We start from the raw sequence: 21,884 nt of genomic DNA on the forward strand, positions 1-21,884 counted from the left end.
AAAGATACTAAAAAATAAAAAAGGTACGCATACTTTTTTATACAATAAAATCCTGTAACCCTTAATTTATAAGGGCTTACAGGATTTTTAACCTTTCCAACTGTCAAAGATGGGATTATAACATAAACAAAATTTTATTAAATATTTTATTAAATATTTTTTTATATTTGTTTTGATAATATTTTTTGTTATCTATCCATTAATTTCTATTATTTTAATTTCAAGTATGGTATAATTTATGTCAAAGTTTGAATATGTCACAGATTATCAATCTTAAGGAGGATTTTTTATGAAATACTATATTGTTGCACTTTTTGACAAGCAATCATACGAAGTGTTATCTCCTTTACAGAGAAAATTTTCAAAAAAATATCGTGCTAATAGACGTTCACCTATGCCACATATAGCCTTAGATGTAGTTGAAACTTCTAATGTAGACAAAATTACGCCAGTAATAGAAAAGGTTCTTAAGCCTTATAAACGCTTCAAAATAGAATATTCACCTAATAGTGCTTCAATTAATGAAACCCTAAAGACAGTTAATTTAAAAATAGAAGATAGAGGCTACATTAAAAAGATTTATACAGCTTTAACTGATAATTTCGAATTATCAGGCTTAAATGTTAAATTTTCTCCTGCTATTGATGATAACAATATAGGAATATCTCTAGCTACAATTAATCATATAGCTAAAGATAAAAAGACAGACTCATATCCAAATCAAGATAATAAATCAAGTGAGTCTGACCATATAAATACATTAAAAATAGATAGATTTGAGATATGGAAGGTATTTCCTAACAAAAAAGAAGTTTGTCTAAAATCATTTCCACTAAAAAACTTTTAAATTATTATTATTTAAATAAAAAAGATTAAACTTTTTATAAAATTTAATCTTTTTTTGTTTTTTATCATTATGTATTCGTTTTCTGTGCTTTTATTTTTTCAAAAGATTTTGTAAAATATATAATAAAAAAACCTTGTGATGAAAGGGACATGACTATGAATATAAAAAATTTATTAGATTCTGAAAGAGAACTTACTTCTAATATTGTTGTGGATCAATCGCTTGCTGAATATAAAGTATTTGCTAGAAAACATCTTCAACTACATATAAAGTTGAGTTCACTTGCTGATGAAACTGGCTGTTACAAATACTGGCTTGATGATGAATTATCTTATGACAAGGAAAGTGTTTTAAACAAATATGTTATTTTCTTAAGACACATACTTGCTCTTGCTATTGATAACAACCATGATGATATTGAAGAAGTAAACGTCGAAACAAGTGATTCATGTCTAAGTGATCAATTTTTAAACTTATTTATCGATATTAATGATTTAATAATGTCTTCATCTAAAGATCATTTTGTTACAATTCTTGAAGATTATTTTACCCTTGGCATAAGCCTTGGCTTTACAGAAGAACAAATAAAAAATAATTTTTATAATAGCATTAACGAGAAAGTACTCTAATAATTATAGAGTACTTTTTTTAATATTTTCACCTCTATTTGGTTACACTACCTCATGAGGTGATTTTTTATGATTTTATCAATAATTCTTGCTCTACTATCTGGTTTATCTATGAGCATTCAAGGTGTATTTAACACACGTCTCTCAGAGAAAATCGGCTTATGGGAATCAATAGTTATTGTTCAAGGAACAGCATTTGTTTTTGCTGCAATTTTATCTTTTTTTCTCAAGAATGGATCTTATAAAAATATTAACTCTGTTAATAAACTATATCTATTAGGTGGATTAATAGGAGTTATTATAACCTTTACCGTTGTTAAGAGCATTGCTTCTATGGGAGCGACTCTAGGAATCTCTATTATTTTAGTATCTCAATTAGTTACTGCAGCAGTTATTGATGCTTTTGGATTGTTTGGAAACAAACAAGTTAACTTTGGATTTAAGGAAATAATAAGTATTTTAATCATGATATTTGGTATAATATTGTTTAAGTGGAATAAATAGAACCAAAGAAAGGAATATTTAAATTATGCACTTTGTAGACAATATTAAATTTTTATCTAGACTTACTTATAATAACTTGAGAGAATATGCTAACAACAGATTATTAACTGCTTCTGATAAACTAGTACTAAACTCAATATATTGGTTTGGTCATGCAACAACTATTATGAATCTAGACAACAATATAATAATTACGGATCCAGTTCTATCTAATAGATTAGGTTACTTTAAGAGAATTGTTAATAAACCTACAGATATAAAAGGTAAAAAATTAGATTATATACTTTTATCCCATGGACATATGGATCACTTACACTTTTCGTCATTACGTAAACTTAATAAAGATGCAATAGTAATTGTTCCCAAAGGTTATAAAAGAATCTTACAATTTCTAGGATTCAAGAATGTTGTTTTATTACGACACGGTGAATCATACTCAGATGAAAATATTAAAATAACAGCAATAGAAGCTAATCACGATGGAAGAAGATTCTATATTGGTATTGACAACGAAAGTAATTCTTATATGATTGAAAGCCTTAGTCACAAAGTATTTTTTGCAGGAGATACTGCTCTAACAGATTCATTTAATGGATTAACATGTGATGCTGCTATTATGCCTGTAGGTTGTTATATGCCTAAACGTTTTGAGCACATGCATTGCTCTCCTCTTCAAAGTTACAATATGTTTAATAATATGAATGCAAAGGCAATGATACCTATTCATTATAAAACATTTAAAATATCCTTAGAAAACTTTGATGAGACAGAAGAAATTCTTAAAAACATAGGTGATCCTCGTATAAAGCTTATAGATATTGGTCAAACCTACAAACTATAATATTATTAACAAAATAATACCTTAACAACTATATTAATAATAACAATTAATATAGTTGGGGTATTTATGTTTTCTGTAAAAAAAAAATTAGAACATAACTTGCATCGCTCTCTAGAAAATAACGAATACAAAAGATATAGAGTACTTATCCAATGTAAAAATCTTAAAGAGAATATAATAAAAAAACTCTCTTCTTCTAAGAATAATAAGATAAATAATCAATTAATATATTCACTTGATTATTCCAATTTAATATGTGCTTATTTAACTTCTTCTACTATATATAGATTAATTGAATATCCAGAAGTCACCTATATATGTTTTGATGAATATTTATTTTTATCTGGCATAAGTGTTACTTCAGTAAATACTGTTCCAAAATCATTAACATCTAAGTTAACAGGACTAGGTATATCTATAGGATTAGTCGACAGTGGTGTATATCCTCATACTGATTTATTTACAAAGCCCCCTGCTATTACTGAATTTAATGATATAATCAATAATTACAGATATCCTTATGATGATAATGGACACGGCACCGCAATATGTGGAATTATTTCTGGTAGTGGCTTGTCTTCTAAGGGTTTATATAGAGGCATTGCCCCTAACTCTAAGATAGTTTGTTATAAAGCTTTTGATAAGTTAGGTAAGGGCCTTGTATCTGATATATTATATTCTATTGAAGAATTAATAAAACATAACACTATAAAAATTCTTTGTTTACCATTTGAACTTTTAACACACAATTATTTCATTAATAGCTTATTTGAAACAGTATTTAATATTGCAATTACTAAAAATATAATTCCTATACTTCCTGCTGGTAGCAACCTTGCTTCAAAGAATACTATAATGGGTATATCAACACTAAAAAATTGTATCACAATAGGTGGAATAGATACTTCTTCAGAGCCTTGTCATTATAATTATTCCTCTTATGGTGTAATTACAAAAAATCAAAAACCTGATTTCTGTGCTGCTTGCGTAAACATTACTTCGCTAAATAGCAACACTTCATTTATACCTGAAAAAAAAGGTGCAAAATTATATCCCTCTCCCCTTAAGGCTAACTATAAATCCTTTAGTGGTACATCTATGTCTTGCGCCTTCGTAAGTGGTATCTGTGCATTACTATTAGAAAATAACCCTGATCTTTCTTTTAATGATATATTCTCTATATTAAAACTTTCTTGTAGTACTAATGCATTACCTAAAGATAAAGTTGGCGATGGAATAATAGATTTTTCAAAGCTTCTAACTTAACCATATATAAATGTAATCAGCTTATACTAATATCTGATTACATTTATATCATTGTGGCTTTTTTTTTGCTATAATTAATTTATTATACGAAAGGAGATTTTCTACATTATGAGTACATTCATGCTTAAAGATAATAAACCAAAGTATACTCCTATAAGTAATGTATTTATCGAAAAATATATGCCTTCTGCTAGAGGTGAATTTGTTAAAGTATATTTACTTCTACTAAAAATAAATAATTGTAATGAACCAGGTGCAAATGGGCAAATAATTGCTTCTACATTAAACCTCCTAGAATCGGATGTATTAAATGCACTACACTATTGGAATGATCTTGGAGTAATAAGATTAACACCTATAGATAAAATGAATAATTATAGTGTTGAATTGCTTCCTTTAGATGATATTCCTTCAGAGAAAAATAAAGATGTCAATCTAGTCGATACATTACTTAATGATTCTGAAAAAACTATTATGTTTAAGGATATAGAAAAAACTGTAGCAAGACCACTTTCAGCTAAGGAAATGGAAATGTATTTAAGTTGGCAGAAAGATTTCTCATTTTCTTCTGAACTAATAATGCTACTTATTGAATATTGTGCTTCAAAAGGGAAAAATGATTATCGATATATAGAAAAAGTTGCTCTATCATGGCATGATCAAAATATTCGTTCTGTAGAAGATGCTCAAAATCACATAAAAAAAGCTGAAGAAAAGTGGAAAAAATATAGAAGGATCTTAAATTATATCGGAATAAAAAATACTGATATAATGAAACCTCAAGAAGACATGCTTAACAAATGGCTCTACACTTATAAATTTGATGTTACTTTAATAGAAAAAGCTTGTGATATATGCTCTGAGAGACTTAATAGAGCCGACTTTAAATATATTGATGGCATATTATCAAAATGGTATAAAGATAATATCAAAACTTTAGAAGATGTTGCATTAAAAGATAAACCACCAAAAACAAACTATTCAAAATTTAAAAATAATAATAGTAATAATAAATCTGCATCGAATTATGGATTTAACAACTTTGAAGGTAGATCATATGACTATAATTCATTAGAAAGAAAACTATTAGGAAGGGATACTGATGATTAAGGGATATCAAACAACTATATTAGAATCATACGAAAAAATTCAAGATAAAGAGAAAAAAGCTCTAGAAGCAAGAAAAAAAGAAATAGCTAAATTACATCCAGAAATAATAAAGTTAGACTCATATATTCAAAAGCTATCTCTACATTTATCTATTGCTCTATTAAATTCTCAAAATAGCTCTGAAACATTTAAAGAATATAAAAATAAAATAACTGAACTTAGAGCTCAAAAATATGAACTTTTAATAAGTAATGGATATCCTGCTGACTTCTTAAATCTTCATTATGAATGCGAACGTTGTAAGGATACAGGATTCATTGGTGTAAATAAATGCTCTTGCTATAATAGAAAATTAATAGATTTATATTATAAGGATTCTCACATCCAGAATATTTTAAAACAAAAAAACTTTGAAAACTTCAATATAAATTTATTTTCTCAAAAAAATAACAACATAGATGATTATTCTCCTAGAAAAAATATGGAGCTTATTCTTAACTATGTTCTTCGTGAATATTTACCTCAATTTAAAACAAATAATACAAACCTACTTTTCTATGGTAATCCAGGTACAGGTAAATCATTCTTATCTTACTGTATAGCAAAAGAATTATTAGATAAAGGTTTTTTAGTTATATATAAAACTTCTGATGAATTAATAAGTGACCTTAAAGATATTCGATTTAACAATAATACTATATTAGAAAACATATTAATTAATTGTGATTTATTAATAATAGACGATTTAGGAGCAGAACAAAAAAATGAGTTTTCTATAGCAGAACTATTTAATTTATTAAATAAAAAACTACTTAATAATAAAAAGATGTTAGTATCTACTAATCTCTCACTACCAGATATTCAAAATATATATAGTGAAAGAATTTCATCTCGTTTACTAGGAGATTTTAAGTTATTTAAATTTTATGCAGATGATATTAGAATTGCACTTAACTTACAGAATCAAAAAAGGTAAATGCCAAATGAAGCATTTACCTTTCAATTAATCTAACAATATGAATAGTTAAATATAATAATTCCTCATTACCTATTTTTTTATCAAATGATTTTTCAACATAATCACCTATTAATCTAGCACAATTAAATTCCTTCGGATATTGTTTCTTTACTTGCTCAAAAATAAAATTATCTTTTGATTCATTTAACTTGTCGTCAAATAACCTCTGAACAAAAAATTGCAAATGTGTTATAAATCTTATATGATTTATAGAATCTTCATTAATATTTATATTGAAATTATATTGAACTATACTAAATATATCTTTTAATATTCTTACAGTATAAATAGTTCTCTCCATGGTTCCATCTTCTAACTGTGCATTAACTAAATGAAATGCTATATTGGCAGCTTCCTCTTCTGGTAATTCAATATTTAATCTCCTATTGATATATTCCACTGCATGCAAACCTATTTTAAATTCCTTGCTATAAAACCTTTTTACTTCCCATATTAATCTATTTTGAATAATAATATTGCTTTTTATTCTTGAAATAGCATAAGTTATATGGTCAAGTAATGTGAAAAATAATTGGCTACTTAACTTTACATCTAATTTAACCTTTGCATAATCTACTATATAATTTACTACCTCTATATACTCACTTGGTGTATCAACCATTAATTGTAGATATTCACTTGTTAACTTTTCATTTTGAGGAACATAAACCTTCTCTATTTTACTTGTGTCTACTTTATCTCCAGCCTTCATTTTAAAGCCTATTCCTTTTCCCATAACAATAAGCTCTTTGCCTTCCTCATCAGTAACTAATAAAAGACTATTATTCATAACCTTAACAATATTCATATCTTTCTCCTTAGCTTCAAAAACAATAATATCTTAGCTTCAAAGATATCATAATCTTTGAAGCTAAGGTAGTTAATTTTATAATTCCCTTCCGTTATTCTTAATTACATCCTTATACCAATAAAAACTTTTTTTCTTTATTCTTCTTAAATCTTTTAAATCAAATTCATCCCTATCTACGTATATGAAGCCATATCGCTTACCATATCCTTGATGTGTACTTACAACATCTATAGCAGACCACGGACAATATCCTATAACTTCTACTCCATCACTTATAGCTAATTGTAATTGTACTATATGTTTTCTAATATAATCAATCCTATATTCATCATTAATTACATCATTAGCTTCAAGTTTATCTGAAGCACCTATTCCATTCTCAGTAATTAATATAGGCAAATCATATCTTTCACTTACCTTTCTAAGGGTCATTCTTAACCCAACTGGATCAATAACCCAACCATACTTAGTCTTATCTACATATGGATTATCTGCAGCTCTATAAACTCCTTGTTCGCCTAGCATTATTTGTTGATCTCCTGCCCTAGCAGATACATCTGATGCATCTCCCTTGCTTTCTGCAATTGTAGCTGTTGAATAATAATTTATAGCTATATAATCAGGTTTATCTAATGATAAAATTTCCATATCTCCCTCTAATATATCTGGAGCTAATCCTCTATCCTCTAGATAACTCCATGCAAGCTTATTATACTTTCCCTTTACAGCTATATCTAAAAAGCTCCAACATCTTAATGTTTCCCAATTATGCGCTGCTATTGCATCTTCAGGTTTACATGTTGCTTGATACATTGCAGTAGTATTAAGAGCAGGTCCTATTTTTGCATTCTTACACATTTCATGACATAACTTTATTGTTTTTGCTTGAGCAAGCATCATATTATGATTTTGTGCAAACATTTCTTTCTTACTTGGTAATTTACCACCCTTAGGAACTCCTATTGCACCAGGATGAAGTATCATTGTATTTTGTTCATTTATTGTAAGCCAATACTTTACCTTATGCCCAAATCTCTCAAATAACACTTTTGCATATTCAACAAAGGCATCAATAGTTTCTCTGTTATTCCACCCGCCTTTTTCTTCTAAAACATATGGTAAATCAAAATGATACATTGTTACTATCGGTTCAATCCCATAAATACTTAATTCATCAATTAAATCACTATAAAACTTAATCCCTTTTTCATTTACTTCACCTACTCCATTTGGAATAATTCTAGTCCATGCTATAGAAAATCTATATGCTTTTAGTCCAAGTTCTGAGAATAACTTTACATCTTCTTTAAATCTATGATAATGATCACTAGCCACCTTAAAATCAGATGTACCTTCAGGATGATCACACATATCTATTATAGATGGACTTTTACCATCTTCATTCCAAGCTCCTTCTAACTGATAAGCTGAAGTAGATGCTCCCCACAAAAAATCTTTTGGAAACTCTTTTATATTATTATATATCATTTCTACCTCTCCTTATTTTACTGAATAAATTACTTCATCATTATTTACTTTACCTGTCTTCTCTATTTTAATTTCTGAAAACTTTTCACTATTACATACAATAACTGGTGTTGTTAAATCATATCCTAATTTTTTTATCTCATCCATATCAAATGCTAATAATTTATCTCCAACCTTCACAGTATCTCCAACTTTAACATAAGTATCATAATGTTTACCTTCTAAGTTAACAGTATCTAATCCAACATGAATTAACATTTCTATTCCTTCATTACTTTTTAAAGCTATCGCATGTTTTGAATCTAAAACAGCTTCTACTGTTCCATTTATAGGCGATGTAACTAAACCTTCTTCAGGTATTATAGCCACGCCTTTTCCCAATAATCCTGCTGAAAACACTTCATCGTTTACTTTACTTAAAGGTACTACTTCTCCCTTTATAGGACTTACAACCTTAGCTGCTTCTTCTAGTTCTTTAACATCTTCTGCATCATTGATTTCTTCATCTGTTGTATCATCAGATTTAGGATCTTCAAATCCAATAATTATTGTAATAATAAATGTAGCAACAAAAGCTATTAAACAAGTAATTAAAGCGTGTACTATATTCATAGGATTTTTACCTATAAATGCTGGTAATGCTGCTAGTCCTGGAGATACAAATGCATATCTTACTAAGCCTGATATACCTGCATATATACCTGCTAATCCTCCACCTATCATTGCTGCAATTAATGGTTTCTTTAACTTCAATGTTACACCATATAATGATGGTTCTGTAATTCCTAGAACAGCTGTAACTCCTGAAGATGCTGCTAATTGTTTCATTTCTTTATTCTTACTCTTAAATGCAACTGCAAGTGTTGCTCCACCTTGTGCTATATTAGACGCTAACATTCCTGGTCCATTAATTCTTTCTGCACCAAGATTAGTTAATTGCATAGTTGCAATTGGTGTCATTGCCCATGCTGTTCCTGTTACTACTAATAATGGTTGGAATGCTCCCATCAACATTGGAATTAACCAACTCGCCTTAGAATTAATTATCTCTGCTCCTGCTGCAACTAAATCATTTAAATAAGTTCCAAAAGGTCCTATAACAATAAGCGCTAAAGGTGCTGTTAGTAATAGTACAATAAGTGGTTTTGTAAAGAATTTAATTATTGATGGTGATACTTTTTCTGCAAATCTCTCTATATAAGACATTAACCATACTGTAATAATTATTGGTAATACTGATCCAGCATAATCTGTTAAGATTACTGGAACACCTAAAAACTTAACAGGGTCACCTGCATTTAATAAACTAGTCAAATTAGGATGTAATAATACTCCTGCTATTGTCATTGCTAGTATTGGACTACACTCAAACTTATTTGCAGCACCATATGCTAGTAATACAGGCATAAAGAAAAACGCTGCATCAGCTATTGTATCTAGTAAATAATATGTTTGACTATCTGATGATAATAATCCTGTTAATGTTAATATTGCAAGTACTGCTTTTATCATACCTGCTCCAGTAATTGCTGGTATCATTGGTGTAAATGTTGTTGATATTACACTAATGAATCTAGATAAAAGACTTTCATCACTTTTTTTATTATCTTTTGTTTTTTTACTTCCGTCTAAGTTTCCAGTCTCACTTAATATTGCTCTATAAGCTTGTTGAACTTCATTTCCTATTACTACTTGGAATTGACCTCCTTTATTTACTACACTAATTACTCCTTGCAATTTTTCTATCTTTTCAACTTGAACTTTTTCCATATCATTGAATTCAAATCTAAGTCTTGTAGCACAATGTGTTAATCTTCTTACATTCTTAGCTCCACCTACTAACTCTAGTACTTGAAGTCCTAATTTTTTATAATCCATATCCTCTTCCTCCTTTTAATTAATACATTATTTTAGTTGCTAACAAAAGTGGTTTTACCAGCTGCTTTAAACGTTTATCGCACTTTTGTATGCTGTAAAATAGTTATTAAATTTGTTTTTATGTTCTGATTTGGCAGTATAATTATTTGAAATATTTTTTATAATTAATAATTATTAAAATAATCATTTACATTTAATAAAGTATAAAAAAAGACCAAAATAAAACTAACTTCTCTGATATACTGAGAAATCACTTTTATTTTGGTCTTGCCTGCCTTACCAGTAACATGCCAAACAAAAATGCTTTGTTCTTTATGTAATTGTTTTCTTGAGATAATAATAACATCATAAGAAAACATTTTCAAGGCTTTTTTTTAATTTAATCTATTTTATTTTAAAAACATTTTGTAAACTAGCTATAATACATTCTCTAAATATTATACAAAAGATAATATGAAACTAAAAATACTATTAAAGAAGACTTACTTGGCGCAAATTGCATTAAATTTGGCGCATTATGTCATTCAATAAAAATTCCTCCACCATTATAATAATTTCATAATAGAAAATAATTCGAATACGGAGGTATTATAATGAGTAAAATAGCATTGGTAACAGGTGCATCAAGTGGAATTGGTGCAATAACAGCAAGAGAATTGTCAAAGGCAGGATTTATTGTATATGCAGCAGCAAGACGTGTTAATAAGATGGAAGATCTAAAAAAAGATGGAATCAAAACAATTTCTTTAGATTTAACAAAAGAAGAATCTATGGTAAAATGTGTAGAAAACATAATAAATGAAGTTGGTAATATTGATGTACTTGTAAATAATGCAGGATATGGTTCTTATGGTGCAATCGAAGATGTGCCAATGGATGAAGCTAGAAAGCAGTTTGATGTAAATCTTTTTGGTATGGCAAGGTTAATACAACTTGTAACACTAGGAATGAGAGCGAATCATTATGGTAAGATTGTAAACATATCTTCTATGGGCGGAAAAATATGGACGAATTTTGGTGGATGGTATCATGCAACAAAGTTTGCAGTTGAAGGATTTTCAGACTGTTTGAGAATGGAGCTTGCACCATTTGGTATTGATGTAGTAGTTATTGAACCAGGTGGAATTAAAACAGATTGGGGAATTATTGCTGCCAATCATCTGATAGAAACCGCTAAAGGTGGAGCATATGAACAGTATGCAAATAAAGCTGCTGATGGAATGATTAAGAATTATTCGGGTAATATGCTATCAAAACCTGAATTAATTGCAAAAACAGTAAAAAAAGCAGTTACTAAAAAAAGACCTCATACACGTTATCTTGTAGGTTTTATGGCAAAACCTATGGTGCTTACGCAAAAAATATTTGGTGATCGCGTTTACGACTGGGTTATCAGAAATTTCAGTTAAAAGAAGGTGAAACATTGAAACATTTTCCATTAGATAAAAATTATGCAGTATTGCTGAAATCATATGGAATTTCAGTAGATGAACTGCTTAAAAAAGCAAAGTTGCCACTTGATATATTTGTAAGAAACAATCCCTGTGTGACATCGAAAGAATACTATCGCTTTATGAAAGCCATTGAAGAACTTGTACCTGATAAAAAATGCCAATACTACTTGCAACAGCAGATAATATTGAAACTATAACACCACCTATATTTGGTGCGTATTGCAGTTCAAATGCGAAAGAATGTATCAAACGTATTGCACAATATAAAGCACTAGCAGGTGCAATTACATTTGAAGTCTATGAACAGAACGAACATGAGATTACTGTAGAAATTAAAGGTGATGAGAATATAGAATTACCAGAAATAATTGTTGGAATTGAGATGGTACTTTTAACAAATCTTATCCGAAAAGCAACTAAATCATGTAAGGGAATTACTTGCAAAGAACTATATTCAAAATACACAGCTATCATCAGAAGATATTGCATATCTTCTTGGGTACCAAGACCTAAATTCGTTTTTCAGGGCATTCTCCATTTGGACAGGAAAATCAGTTACAGCATACAAGCAGGAAACTTCTTTATAGAAGGCCTGCTTTTTTTACTCTATAGAAAATTATCTATAATCTAAAAACAAGTTTTAAAACCTAGCATAAATGAAAATATACCTCAACTTTTATTATAACCAAGATTGTTCCATATAAAAGCAGTTATATTATTTGTTCTTGTTTACAATTGTTGTAGATCATTGATAAAGTAAAAGTGCTATTTGTATAATAAATAAGTAGTATATTATCATATTTCATTTAATATAATTAATTTACTGTAAAACAAAAAGAACATCCTTAATTCTAGATGTTCTTGTGTTGGCGACTCAGAAGGGGCTCGAACCCTCGACCTCCGGCGTGACAGGCCGGCACTCTAACCAACTGAGCTACTGAGCCATATTTTATGGTGGGCACAACAGGGCTCGAACCTGTGACCCCCTGCTTGTAAGGCAGGTGCTCTCCCAGCTGAGCTATGCGCCCATAAAATAAATGGTGACTCCTAGGGGAATCGAACCCCTGTTACCACCGTGAAAGGGTGGTGTCTTAACCGCTTGACCAAGGAGCCTTATAAAATTTTTAATGGAGCTGGCAATAGGAATCGAACCTACAACCTGCTGATTACAAGTCAGCTGCTCTACCGTTGAGCCATGCCAGCATAATATGGCGACTCAGAAGGGGCTCGAACCCTCGACCTCCGGCGTGACAGGCCGGCACTCTAACCAACTGAGCTACTGAGCCATATATTTTATGGTGGGCACAACAGGGCTCGAACCTGTGACCCCCTGCTTGTAAGGCAGGTGCTCTCCCAGCTGAGCTATGCGCCCATAAAATATAAATGGTGACTCCTAGGGGAATCGAACCCCTGTTACCACCGTGAAAGGGTGGTGTCTTAACCGCTTGACCAAGGAGCCATATTAATTTTTCATCAATCTCTTACTGTAGTGAAAACGCTTCTGCGTTCCAACCACATAGACTATAATACAGAATTTAATAAAACCTGTCAACAATTTTTTTTGTTTTTTTTTATTTTTCTTTTAAAATTATTATTTTTAAGGCATTTTCACAGCTTAATTGGGCTTATTACACGTTAATTTATTAATTACTATATCATATCTTGATATAACTGATTGCTTATATTCTATTTCTCGTGATATCTTTTTTATTTCTTCTCTAGCCAAAGATAGAAATTCACTGTCATCAAAATCAGTAACACTTATACTATAATTATCTCTACGAAAGTTTCTACCAGATGCTGATACCAATAGTGGTTTCTTCTGATTAACAAAACATATTATTTCCTTTTCCCATATTCCTCTCTTATTAACATTATATTTATCTCGTAAAAGTATAAAGCTCTCTATTTCTTCTTGTAATTCATTATATAAAGTTTCTTTTAATGCCTTATAAAAAAAAGCTGATATTCCTCTCTTTAATCTTATTTGTAAAAACTCTCTATTATCTATAAGAAATTCATCTATATCTCCTTCACTTATAAGCTCTACCTCTTCATACTTATAATGCTTAATAAGTGAATCTATAGGGTAATTAACTATAACTTCTTCATAATTAAGTCTTCTAACTTTAAATTCCTTATTATAATCTTCACCTTGTTTAATAATCTTCGCACGCACATCATCACCTCATTATTATTATTCCAATCTTTCACCTTAATTATTACTATGTTAGAATAATATATAGATTTATTTTTTGGATTAAGGAGATTTTTTTATGATTTTTCATGATATTCTTGTGATCGGTGCTGGTGCTTCTGGTTTAATGACAGCTCTTGTTGCAAAAGACCTCGGAAAAGATGTGGCTATCATTGAATCTACAGATAGACTAGGCAAGAAAATATTAACTACTGGAAATGGTCGTTGTAATATATCTAATAGTTCTATATCTACACCTTATACTTGCTACAATAGTTTAAATAATAACTTCTATGAATACTGTCTTAATAACTTTTCAGTAGAAGATATGAAGAACTACTTCTTATCATTAGGCTTACCAATAATAGAGCTAGACAAAGGAAAACTATATCCTAAATCATTACAAGCCTCTTCTGTGGTAGATTTACTAAAATTAGCATTAGAAGAACGTAACATACCAATATATAACAACTGCAAAGTTAAAACCATACAAAAAAATAAACAATTCATAATTTCATCAAATAATCAAGAAATGCCGAATTTTAAATGCAATAAGTTAGTTCTAGCTTGTGGTGGAAAATCTGCTCCTAAAACGGGTTCTGATGGCTCTGGCTATACATTAGCAAAAAGCCTCGGTCATTCATTAGTTGAACCTGTTCCTGCTATTGTACAGTTAAAATTAGATTATCCTCATCTAAGAGGTTTAGCAGGAATAAAACTTGAAGGAAATGCAACTGTATTTATAGATAATAAAGCAGTAAGGTCTGATAGTGGTGAAATTCTATTTACTGATTACGGAATATCTGGTCCTCCCATACTGCAATTATCAGGTTTATGCTCTAGAGCTTTGAATAATAAAAAAGAAGTAACCATATCTGTTGATCTTATGCCAGATATGAACTATGAAGATTTAGATAACTTTATACAAGGTCATCTTGCTATGTTTTCCTATAGAAGCATATTTAATGCATTAATTGGGATAATAAATAAAAAACTTATTCCTATTTTCTTAAAAGATATAGGTATTCAAAATATACATATCTCTTGTGATGACTTAGATTGGAAATATAAATCTTTAATCGCCAAAAGACTTAAAGCTTGGAAATTCAACTGTATAGGTACTAATGGTTTTAATAATGCTCAACTAACTAATGGTGGAATAAACACTTGTGAAATAGTCCCTACAACCTTAGAATCTAGAATAGTTAAGAATCTATATTTTACCGGAGAAATTATGGATGTGAATGGTGATTGCGGTGGCTTTAATCTACATTGGGCTTGGTGTTCAGGCTTTTTAGTTGGGAATAGTTTATAACTATTCCCATTCTATTTGAATTTTAGTTAACTCTTTATCATTATTTTCTCTTATACTATGAATTGTTATAATTTTATCCTCTTTATATATTATGTCTGTTGCTATAGTAACTTTATTTCCATAAGTAGTTTCCTTATCAAAATCCACTCTTATTCTCTTTAATTCATGATCTTTTATTATATCTTGAGGAACTGATTCAATCGCCCATTCCATATATTTAACATTATTAACATGCCCATTAGAATCTATATCACTATATCTTATGTTAAATTCCGTAACAATATCTTCATGTTCAACTAAAGGAATCTTATCCATATCTATTTCTTTGCCTATTAGATCTTCAGCACCGTATAACTCAATCTCTCTTTCTGGAATTCTCATAGGTCTTCTTCTTTTTATATTAATCAAGAAAAATAATGATACTGCTTCTGCTATTACTTCTCCATCTTCTGCAATTACTTTATAGCCTCTATGTGCATAGAATTTATTAAAGCTCATAGCAAATGTTTCTACTTTAACTTTTTCTCTATAATTAGGATATCTCTTAACTTTTATATCATATTTATAGAATACCCAAACCATATTGTTTTCTATAAGTTTAGGTATAGTATCTCCCACTGATTCTGAATGAGCATTCCCTACATCACAAAAAAAGTTAACTAATGAAGGTAAATTACACTTTAGTCTATAATCACAATCATAATAATTTACTTCATATTGCTTACTAAATATATTCAACATATTATGCATCCTCCCTTATATACACTATTCTCTCTTAATAATATTAACAAATTTTGAGTAAAGAGTAAAAAAAAGTGCTATAAGCTCTTAAAGTTTATAGCACCTCATTTATATAATTAGATATCAGATATTTTTATTGTTTGATCTCTCTTAGGTCCAACTGAAACATAAGCTATCTTTGTATCTGTAACTTCTTCTATTCTCTTTAAATACTTTTTAGCATTGTCTGGTAGTTCTTCATAGCTTCTTGCATCAGCTACTTCTGTACCCCAACCTTCAAATTCTTCGTATACAGGTTCACATTTAGCTAAATCTTCTAAACTTGCTGGGAAATAATCTATTTCTTGTCCATCGAATTTATATCCTGTACAAACCTTTATTTTATCAAGACCAGCAAGAGTGTCTATTTTAGTAACTGCAAGAGAAGTTAAACCACATACTCTAGCTGTTGTCTTTAATATAACTAAGTCTAACCAACCACATCTTCTAGATCTTCCTGTAGTTACTCCATATTCATGACCTTTTTCTCTTATCCACTCACCAGTTTCATCTAATAATTCTGTTGGGAATGGTCCTTTTCCTACTCTTGTTGTATATGCCTTAGCTATACCTACCGCACTATCAATTAATGTAGGTCCTACACCTATACCATTACATACTCCACCAGCAGTTGTGTTAGAAGAAGTAACATATGGATATGTACCATAGTCAATATCTAATAACATACCTTGAGCACCTTCAAAAAGTACATTTTTATTTGCCTTTATAGCATTATATACTTCTACTGAAGTTTCTCTTACAAATGGTTTTATCTTTTCTGCGTATTCTTTGTATTCCTTTAATATAGCTTCAACATCAAGAGCTTCTCCATTATAAACCTTTGTGATTATAGCATTCTTTATAGCTAAATTCTCTCTTAATTTTTCTTCGAAAACTTCTGCATGCATTAAATCACATACTCTAATTCCGCTTCTCTCTATCTTATCAGTATAGCATGGTCCGATACCTTTACCTGTAGTACCTATATCATTTTTTCCTCTTGCTTGTTCTTTTAATTTATCTAGTACTCTATGATATGGCATAATTAAATGTGCTCTATCACTGATTATAAGCTTATCTGAAGTGACTTTTACGCCTTCACCTTCTAAGTAACTTATCTCTTCAAATAAAGCCTTAGGATCAACCACAACGCCATTTCCTATTACATTGACCTTTTCATCATATAATATACCTGAAGGAATTAAGTGAAGCTTATATTGTTTATCTCCAACTTCTACAGTGTGACCTGCATTATTTCCTCCTTGAAATCTAACTACTACATCTGCTTCTTCTGCTAAGTAATCAGTCATCTTTCCCTTTCCTTCGTCGCCCCATTGAGCTCCTAAAACAATAAATGCTGACATACATTTTCCTCCTTAATGTATTCTCTTTCCATATTTCATAGTAACAAAGTAGGCATAATAAATCAACCTTAAGTCGAATATTTTTTTGCAAATATCTAAAATAATTCGTATAATATTATTGGATTTTATATTTTAGAATATAAATTTTCCCCAAGTATTATATTAAGAGGTGTTTTATGAATATATATGAAGAATCTTTAAAGTTTCATGAAGAACTACACGGTAAACTAGAAGTAAAATCTAGAGCCAAAATTAATAATTCAAAAGATTTAAGTTTAGCATATACTCCAGGAGTTGCTGAACCTTGTAGAGCTATCCACAAAGATCCTAGTTTAGCTTATACATATACTAGAAAATGTAACACAGTAGCTGTAATTTCTGATGGTACAGCTGTACTTGGCCTAGGAGATATCGGTCCACTTGCATCACTACCAGTTATGGAAGGAAAATGCGTACTATTTAAAGAATTTGCTGATGTAGATGCTATTCCTATAGTTCTTGATACAAAAGATGTAGATGAAATAGTTGAAACTGTTGCTAGAATTGCTCCTTCATTAGGCGGAATCAACTTAGAAGATATAGCAGCACCTAGATGTTTTGAAGTAGAGAGAAAGCTACAAGAAAAATTAGATATTCCAGTATTCCATGACGATCAACATGGAACTGCAATTGTTGTTTTATCTGGTATCTTAAATGCCCTAAAGATAGTTAAGAAGAACTTATCTGATATAAAAATTGTTATTAATGGTGCTGGTTCTGCTGGCTCTGCAATATGTAAATTATTATTATCATCAGGTGTTAAAAATATAGTTATGTGCGATATTAATGGTGTTATTCACAAAAATGCTGAATTAGCAAATGATTCTCTAAGAGAATTAGCTGAAATAACTAACCCTAATAATGAAACAGGTACATTAAAAGATGCTATAAAAAATGCAGATGTATTTATCGGAGTATCTGCTCCTAACTTAGTTTCACAAGAAATGGTTAAGACAATGAATGAAGATGCTATAATATTTGCTATGGCTAACCCTACTCCTGAAATATTCCCAGATGATGCTCTAGCTGCTGGTGCAAAAGTTGTAGGTACAGGACGTTCAGATTATCCTAACCAAATTAACAATGTTTTAGCATTCCCTGGAATATTCAGAGGTGCATTAGACTGTAGAGCTAAGAGAATAAACGAAGAAATGAAAGTTGCTGCTGCTTACGCAATATCAAGTTCTATAAGCGATGACGAATTAAGTCCAACTAATATAATTCCAAAAGCTTTTGATTTAAATGTTCAAAAGAAAGTTGCTGAAGCAGTAAAAGAAGCTGCAATAAAAAGTGGCGTTGCTACTATAAAATAATTAGTAAAAAAGGTTTTGTCGCATTGCAAACAATAATTGCTAGTGACAAAACCTTTTTTCTATCCTTAATTAAATTATGTCAAAACTTACTTATTCAAAAACATAGTTTCCTATAGTTAATTTACAATTTCTTCTATCTATACTATCCCAATTATTATCCCCATTAGTGAACTACTCTCCACTTATAGAAGTTGGGAGCTTCTTGGTCAATATTCCTATGGAACAAGTTTACCCAAGCTTACAAGGTCGTTCCGACCTCATTATTACCAATAGTCTATACTATCATTTTTTCTAAGTTCTTACTTGCATTTATATCTCTATCGTGGTTTGCACCACAGTTTGGACAAGTCCAATTTCTCAATGCTAAGTTTTTTACATCAATATTCTTATAACCACATTGCGAACAAATTTGACTACTTGCATAATTAATTGGAGCAACTACAATATTTCTTCCATACCAATCAGCTTTATACTCTAACATTGTTCTAAATTCATACCAACTGACTTCACTAATTGCTTTTGATAATTTACTATTTTGAAGCATATTTTTTACCTTCAAATCTTCTATAGCTATAGATTGGTTTTCTCTTATTAGCTTAGTAGATAATTTATGCAAAAAATCTTTTCTTTGATTAACTATTTTTTCATGTAACTTAGCAACTTTTAATCTAGTCTTATTTCTGTTATTGCTACCTTTTTGTTTTCTTGATAATTCTTTTTGTAACTTGGCTAATCTTTTTTCAGATTTTCTCAAATATTTTGGATTTGCTACTCTATACCCATCACTACATATTGCAAATTCTTTTAATCCAACATCTACACCTATTTTCTTATCAACCTTTGGTAGAACTTTATTTTCAGTATCAACTAATATTGAAATAAAATATTTGTTACTTGGAGTTTTAGAAATAGTACAACTTTTTATAATTCCTGAAAACTCTCTGTGATATTTAATCTTTATCATAGTTTTTAATTTAGGTATTTTCACATATCCGTTTTGAATATAAACAGTACCTTTCTGATTATTAGTAGTGTAACTATGATAATTACTTTTTTTGGTTTTGAATTTGGGAAAACCTACAGATTTATCCCTAAAAAAGTTTTGATAAGCTTTCTCAAGATTTTGTTGAGAATTAGCTAATGCTAATGAATCCACTTCTTTAAGCCATTCAAATTCTTTTTTATATTGTGCAGGTGTATTTTTTAACATTTCACCAGTCTTTTTATAATAAGCAATCTTATCTTCAAGCATCTTATTATAAATAAATCTAGTGCATCCAAATACCTTAGCTAAATATTCTTTTTGTTCCGAATTAGGATATATTCTATATTTATAAGCCTTTAACATTTATTTAACTCCTTGATTTTCTATATATTTTCTCACTATTTCAATAGGTGCTCCACCAATAGCTAATAAGCAATAGCTTTTACTCCAATTGAAACAAATTCTTTATTAAAAGTAAATCCATTATATTCTTTTATCCTTATTTCTGCATTAGTATCTGTAGTTCCTGAAAGTATATCTGATTTACTTATAGAACCAAAATCATAACCTCCACACTAATATGATTCCTCAATTCCTAAATCTCTAATTGTTCCTGCATATAATGTTCCAAATAAACTTTGATAACCAACAGTTTTACTAAAATCCACCATATAAAGACCCTTTATAGAATGATTATTGCCTTCAAATATTCCTTGAAACATCTTTTTATAATTTCCTAGTAATATAAAAGAAGGTTGATATACAACTAATTTAGTTGCATGCCAACCTTCAAAAGTATTATTCATAGACATAGAAAATAGTATAATTTCTGATAAACAATTGAAAAGTCCATATATTGACAAAAGAATAACTTTCATAATAACACATCAAATAGAGCCACTACATACTATCTTCTATAACAATGATCTATATATCATCATCATCTTAATTACTAAGAATAACACTCTAATAAAAAGCATATTTATAGTTGAGCTGTAACTTCATGATAAAATAGTGACTCTACTAAAGATAAAAATAAGGATCGCATATAATAAATAATGTTTCAAATCTACAAACACCACTTATTACATTTTATATTATTTCCACAATTCAAAAATATATTCATTAATTAAACAAAATCTAAGATTAAATAATCTTAGATTTTGTTTAGACATTATTACAGGTTCCAAAACAAGTTTTGGAACCTGTAATAATAGTACTATTTTTTATTGCATTGATCTTGATTTTTCTGCACATTTAATAACAGCTTCTATAACAGAACTTCTGAAACCTCGTTTCTCTAATTCAACAACAGCATCTATAGTTGTTCCTGCTGGTGAACATACCATATCTTTTAATTCACCAGGATGTTTTTTAGTTTCAAGAACCATCTTAGCAGAACCAATCAAACTCTGTGCTGCCATATCATAAGCTTTTGCTCTAGGAATTCCTGTTTGTACTGCTGCATCAGCCATAGCTTCTATAAACATGAATATATATGCTGGTGAAGAACCACATAGTGCTGTAAATCCATGAAATTCTTTTTCTTGTAACTCAACACATTTTCCAAAGCTATTATAAATATTTTTTACATATTCCATATCTTCTGGTGTTACATTTTGATTAGCACATATAGCTGACATAGCTTCTCCTACCATAGCTGGAGTATTAGGCATAGTTCTTACTATCTTCATTCCTTCACCTAACCAATATTCCATATTATCTAATGATATTCCTGCTGCTATTGTTATTATTAACTTATCTCTATTTAATTCTGATTTTATCTCATCTATAACACCTTTATACATATTGGGCTTTACTGCAAGAACTATAGTATCTGCTTCTCTTGCAACTTCAACATTACTTAAAGTTGTTCTAACTCCTAATTCTTCTTTTACTTTATCAAGAGTCTTCTCTGTCTTTGAAGATACTATTAAATATTTTTTATCTCTAAATCCAGACTTAATTAATCCCCCTACCATTGCACTTCCCATATTACCACAACCAATAAAACCTATAATATTATTCATCTTCCATTACTCCCT

At 29.6% G+C, this 21,884-nt stretch carries 20 protein-coding genes, 7 tRNA genes and 1 pseudogene; 11 read left to right on the forward strand and 17 right to left on the reverse strand.

Annotated elements, in window-relative coordinates; all coding sequences use genetic code 11:
• Nucleotides 1–289: 289 nt before the first annotated feature.
• The 7 genes from KQI77_RS07855 (at nt 290) to KQI77_RS07885 (ending at nt 6,173) form a co-directional block, all read left to right on the forward strand.
• Complete coding sequence (locus KQI77_RS07855) at nt 290–847, forward strand: hypothetical protein (protein ID WP_216389906.1); 558 nt, start codon at nt 290–292, stop codon at nt 845–847.
• A 155-nt stretch (nt 848–1,002) separates the two neighbouring features.
• Complete coding sequence (locus KQI77_RS07860) at nt 1,003–1,476, forward strand: dUTP diphosphatase (protein ID WP_216389907.1); 474 nt, start codon at nt 1,003–1,005, stop codon at nt 1,474–1,476.
• Nucleotides 1,477–1,548: 72 nt separating this feature from the next.
• Nucleotides 1,549–1,980: a DMT family transporter gene (locus tag KQI77_RS07865; protein WP_216389929.1), complete on the forward strand. Its 432-nt coding sequence runs from the start codon at nt 1,549–1,551 to the stop codon at nt 1,978–1,980.
• 25 nt (nt 1,981–2,005) lie between these two features.
• On the forward strand, nt 2,006–2,821 hold the full coding sequence (locus KQI77_RS07870) for an MBL fold metallo-hydrolase (protein ID WP_216389908.1): 816 nt from the start codon (nt 2,006–2,008) through the stop codon (nt 2,819–2,821).
• 66 nt (nt 2,822–2,887) lie between these two features.
• On the forward strand, nt 2,888–4,087 hold the full coding sequence (locus tag KQI77_RS07875; protein WP_216389909.1) for a S8 family serine peptidase: 1,200 nt from the start codon (nt 2,888–2,890) through the stop codon (nt 4,085–4,087).
• Between the two features lie 108 nt (nt 4,088–4,195).
• Complete coding sequence (locus KQI77_RS07880) at nt 4,196–5,197, forward strand: DnaD domain protein (RefSeq protein ID WP_216389910.1); 1,002 nt, start codon at nt 4,196–4,198, stop codon at nt 5,195–5,197.
• On the forward strand, nt 5,190–6,173 hold the full coding sequence (locus KQI77_RS07885; RefSeq protein WP_216389911.1) for an ATP-binding protein: 984 nt from the start codon (nt 5,190–5,192) through the stop codon (nt 6,171–6,173). The genes KQI77_RS07880 and KQI77_RS07885 overlap by 8 nt, the downstream gene beginning before the upstream one ends.
• Before the next feature lie 16 nt (nt 6,174–6,189).
• Here KQI77_RS07885 and licT read toward each other — a convergent pair whose 3' ends face one another.
• The 3 genes from licT to KQI77_RS07900 all read right to left on the reverse strand — a co-directional run bounded on the left by licT (nt 6,190) and on the right by KQI77_RS07900 (nt 10,392).
• On the reverse strand, nt 6,190–7,023 hold the full coding sequence (gene licT, locus KQI77_RS07890; RefSeq protein ID WP_216389912.1) for a BglG family transcription antiterminator LicT: 834 nt from the start codon (nt 7,021–7,023) through the stop codon (nt 6,190–6,192).
• 78 nt (nt 7,024–7,101) lie between these two features.
• Complete coding sequence (locus KQI77_RS07895; protein ID WP_216389913.1) at nt 7,102–8,514, reverse strand: glycoside hydrolase family 1 protein; 1,413 nt, start codon at nt 8,512–8,514, stop codon at nt 7,102–7,104.
• 12 nt (nt 8,515–8,526) lie between these two features.
• A complete protein-coding gene (locus tag KQI77_RS07900; RefSeq protein WP_216389914.1) occupies nt 8,527–10,392 on the reverse strand; it encodes a beta-glucoside-specific PTS transporter subunit IIABC in 1,866 nt (621 codons plus the stop codon).
• A 593-nt stretch (nt 10,393–10,985) separates the two neighbouring features.
• Between KQI77_RS07900 and KQI77_RS07905 the strand changes: the two genes are divergently transcribed.
• Both KQI77_RS07905 and KQI77_RS12995 read left to right on the forward strand, forming a co-directional pair.
• Nucleotides 10,986–11,801 (forward strand): oxidoreductase, encoded by an 816-nt coding sequence (locus KQI77_RS07905; RefSeq protein ID WP_253289394.1) that lies wholly within the window; start codon nt 10,986–10,988, stop codon nt 11,799–11,801.
• Nucleotides 11,802–12,298: 497 nt separating this feature from the next.
• Nucleotides 12,299–12,433 carry a hypothetical protein gene (locus KQI77_RS12995; RefSeq protein WP_367397288.1) on the forward strand — a complete coding sequence of 45 codons (135 nt, stop codon included), beginning with the start codon at nt 12,299–12,301 and terminating at the stop codon, nt 12,431–12,433.
• Between the two features lie 280 nt (nt 12,434–12,713).
• On the opposite strand, the gene KQI77_RS07915 is transcribed toward KQI77_RS12995, so the two are convergent.
• From KQI77_RS07915 to KQI77_RS07950, 8 genes are all read right to left on the reverse strand, one after another.
• A tRNA-Asp gene (locus KQI77_RS07915) sits at nt 12,714–12,790 on the reverse strand.
• Between the two features lie 8 nt (nt 12,791–12,798).
• Nucleotides 12,799–12,874 (reverse strand) — tRNA-Val (locus tag KQI77_RS07920).
• 10 nt (nt 12,875–12,884) lie between these two features.
• Nucleotides 12,885–12,959: transfer RNA gene (locus tag KQI77_RS07925), tRNA-Glu, on the reverse strand.
• A gap of 15 nt (nt 12,960–12,974) precedes the next feature.
• A tRNA-Thr gene (locus tag KQI77_RS07930) sits at nt 12,975–13,049 on the reverse strand.
• 6 nt (nt 13,050–13,055) lie between these two features.
• Nucleotides 13,056–13,132 (reverse strand) — tRNA-Asp (locus KQI77_RS07935).
• A gap of 10 nt (nt 13,133–13,142) precedes the next feature.
• A tRNA-Val gene (locus KQI77_RS07940) sits at nt 13,143–13,218 on the reverse strand.
• 12 nt (nt 13,219–13,230) lie between these two features.
• Nucleotides 13,231–13,305: transfer RNA gene (locus KQI77_RS07945), tRNA-Glu, on the reverse strand.
• A 156-nt stretch (nt 13,306–13,461) separates the two neighbouring features.
• Complete coding sequence (locus KQI77_RS07950; protein ID WP_216389915.1) at nt 13,462–14,025, reverse strand: hypothetical protein; 564 nt, start codon at nt 14,023–14,025, stop codon at nt 13,462–13,464.
• Nucleotides 14,026–14,122: 97 nt separating this feature from the next.
• Here KQI77_RS07950 and KQI77_RS07955 point away from each other — a divergent pair, with 97 nt between their 5' ends.
• Nucleotides 14,123–15,358, forward strand: a complete 1,236-nt coding sequence (locus tag KQI77_RS07955; protein WP_216389916.1) for an NAD(P)/FAD-dependent oxidoreductase — start codon at nt 14,123–14,125, stop codon at nt 15,356–15,358.
• Here KQI77_RS07955 and KQI77_RS07960 read toward each other — a convergent pair whose 3' ends face one another.
• Together KQI77_RS07960 and KQI77_RS07965 are read right to left on the reverse strand one after the other, a co-directional pair.
• Entirely contained in the window at nt 15,359–16,099 is a 741-nt protein-coding gene (locus tag KQI77_RS07960) for an acyl-[acyl-carrier-protein] thioesterase (RefSeq protein WP_216389917.1), read from the reverse strand.
• A gap of 116 nt (nt 16,100–16,215) precedes the next feature.
• The gene (locus KQI77_RS07965; protein WP_216389918.1) at nt 16,216–17,502 is read right to left on the reverse strand and encodes an adenylosuccinate synthase; all 1,287 of its coding nucleotides are present in this window, start codon (nt 17,500–17,502) and stop codon (nt 16,216–16,218) included.
• A 176-nt stretch (nt 17,503–17,678) separates the two neighbouring features.
• Between KQI77_RS07965 and KQI77_RS07970 the strand changes: the two genes are divergently transcribed.
• A complete protein-coding gene (locus tag KQI77_RS07970) occupies nt 17,679–18,854 on the forward strand; it encodes an NADP-dependent malic enzyme (RefSeq protein WP_216389919.1) in 1,176 nt (391 codons plus the stop codon).
• A 274-nt stretch (nt 18,855–19,128) separates the two neighbouring features.
• On the opposite strand, the gene tnpB is transcribed toward KQI77_RS07970, so the two are convergent.
• From tnpB to proC, 4 genes and pseudogenes are all read right to left on the reverse strand, one after another.
• A complete protein-coding gene (tnpB, locus tag KQI77_RS07975) occupies nt 19,129–20,202 on the reverse strand; it encodes an IS200/IS605 family element RNA-guided endonuclease TnpB (RefSeq protein ID WP_216389920.1) in 1,074 nt (357 codons plus the stop codon).
• Nucleotides 20,203–20,289, reverse strand: a pseudogene (locus tag KQI77_RS07980) (transposase); the annotation flags it as partial.
• 125 nt (nt 20,290–20,414) lie between these two features.
• Nucleotides 20,415–20,717, reverse strand: a complete 303-nt coding sequence (locus tag KQI77_RS07985) for a hypothetical protein (protein WP_216389921.1) — start codon at nt 20,715–20,717, stop codon at nt 20,415–20,417.
• Between the two features lie 348 nt (nt 20,718–21,065).
• Nucleotides 21,066–21,869 (reverse strand): pyrroline-5-carboxylate reductase, encoded by an 804-nt coding sequence (proC, locus tag KQI77_RS07990; protein ID WP_216389922.1) that lies wholly within the window; start codon nt 21,867–21,869, stop codon nt 21,066–21,068.
• Nucleotides 21,870–21,884 lie beyond the last annotated feature (15 nt).

It is taken from the genome of Clostridium sp. MSJ-8, from assembly GCF_018918325.1.
Classification (GTDB): Bacteria; Bacillota; Clostridia; order Clostridiales; family Clostridiaceae; genus Clostridium.

Bases quoted from the DNA above. Each gene is read 5' to 3' on its own strand.
- KQI77_RS07855 (WP_216389906.1), top strand. From the start codon at position 290: ATGAAATACTATATTGTTGCACTTTTTGACAAGCAATCATACGAAGTG.
- KQI77_RS07860 (WP_216389907.1), top strand. From the start codon at position 1,003: ATGAATATAAAAAATTTATTAGATTCTGAAAGAGAACTTACTTCTAAT.
- KQI77_RS07870 (WP_216389908.1), top strand. From the start codon at position 2,006: ATGCACTTTGTAGACAATATTAAATTTTTATCTAGACTTACTTATAAT.
- KQI77_RS07875 (WP_216389909.1), top strand. From the start codon at position 2,888: ATGTTTTCTGTAAAAAAAAAATTAGAACATAACTTGCATCGCTCTCTA.
- KQI77_RS07880 (WP_216389910.1), top strand. From the start codon at position 4,196: ATGAGTACATTCATGCTTAAAGATAATAAACCAAAGTATACTCCTATA.
- KQI77_RS07885 (WP_216389911.1), top strand. From the start codon at position 5,190: ATGATTAAGGGATATCAAACAACTATATTAGAATCATACGAAAAAATT.
- licT (WP_216389912.1), bottom strand. From the start codon at position 7,023: ATGAATATTGTTAAGGTTATGAATAATAGTCTTTTATTAGTTACTGAT.
- KQI77_RS07895 (WP_216389913.1), bottom strand. From the start codon at position 8,514: ATGATATATAATAATATAAAAGAGTTTCCAAAAGATTTTTTGTGGGGA.
- KQI77_RS07900 (WP_216389914.1), bottom strand. From the start codon at position 10,392: ATGGATTATAAAAAATTAGGACTTCAAGTACTAGAGTTAGTAGGTGGA.
- KQI77_RS07905 (WP_253289394.1), top strand. From the start codon at position 10,986: ATGAGTAAAATAGCATTGGTAACAGGTGCATCAAGTGGAATTGGTGCA.
- KQI77_RS07955 (WP_216389916.1), top strand. From the start codon at position 14,123: ATGATTTTTCATGATATTCTTGTGATCGGTGCTGGTGCTTCTGGTTTA.
- KQI77_RS07960 (WP_216389917.1), bottom strand. From the start codon at position 16,099: ATGTTGAATATATTTAGTAAGCAATATGAAGTAAATTATTATGATTGT.
- KQI77_RS07965 (WP_216389918.1), bottom strand. From the start codon at position 17,502: ATGTCAGCATTTATTGTTTTAGGAGCTCAATGGGGCGACGAAGGAAAG.
- KQI77_RS07970 (WP_216389919.1), top strand. From the start codon at position 17,679: ATGAATATATATGAAGAATCTTTAAAGTTTCATGAAGAACTACACGGT.
- tnpB (WP_216389920.1), bottom strand. From the start codon at position 20,202: ATGTTAAAGGCTTATAAATATAGAATATATCCTAATTCGGAACAAAAA.
- KQI77_RS07985 (WP_216389921.1), bottom strand. From the start codon at position 20,717: ATGAAAGTTATTCTTTTGTCAATATATGGACTTTTCAATTGTTTATCA.
- proC (WP_216389922.1), bottom strand. From the start codon at position 21,869: ATGAATAATATTATAGGTTTTATTGGTTGTGGTAATATGGGAAGTGCA.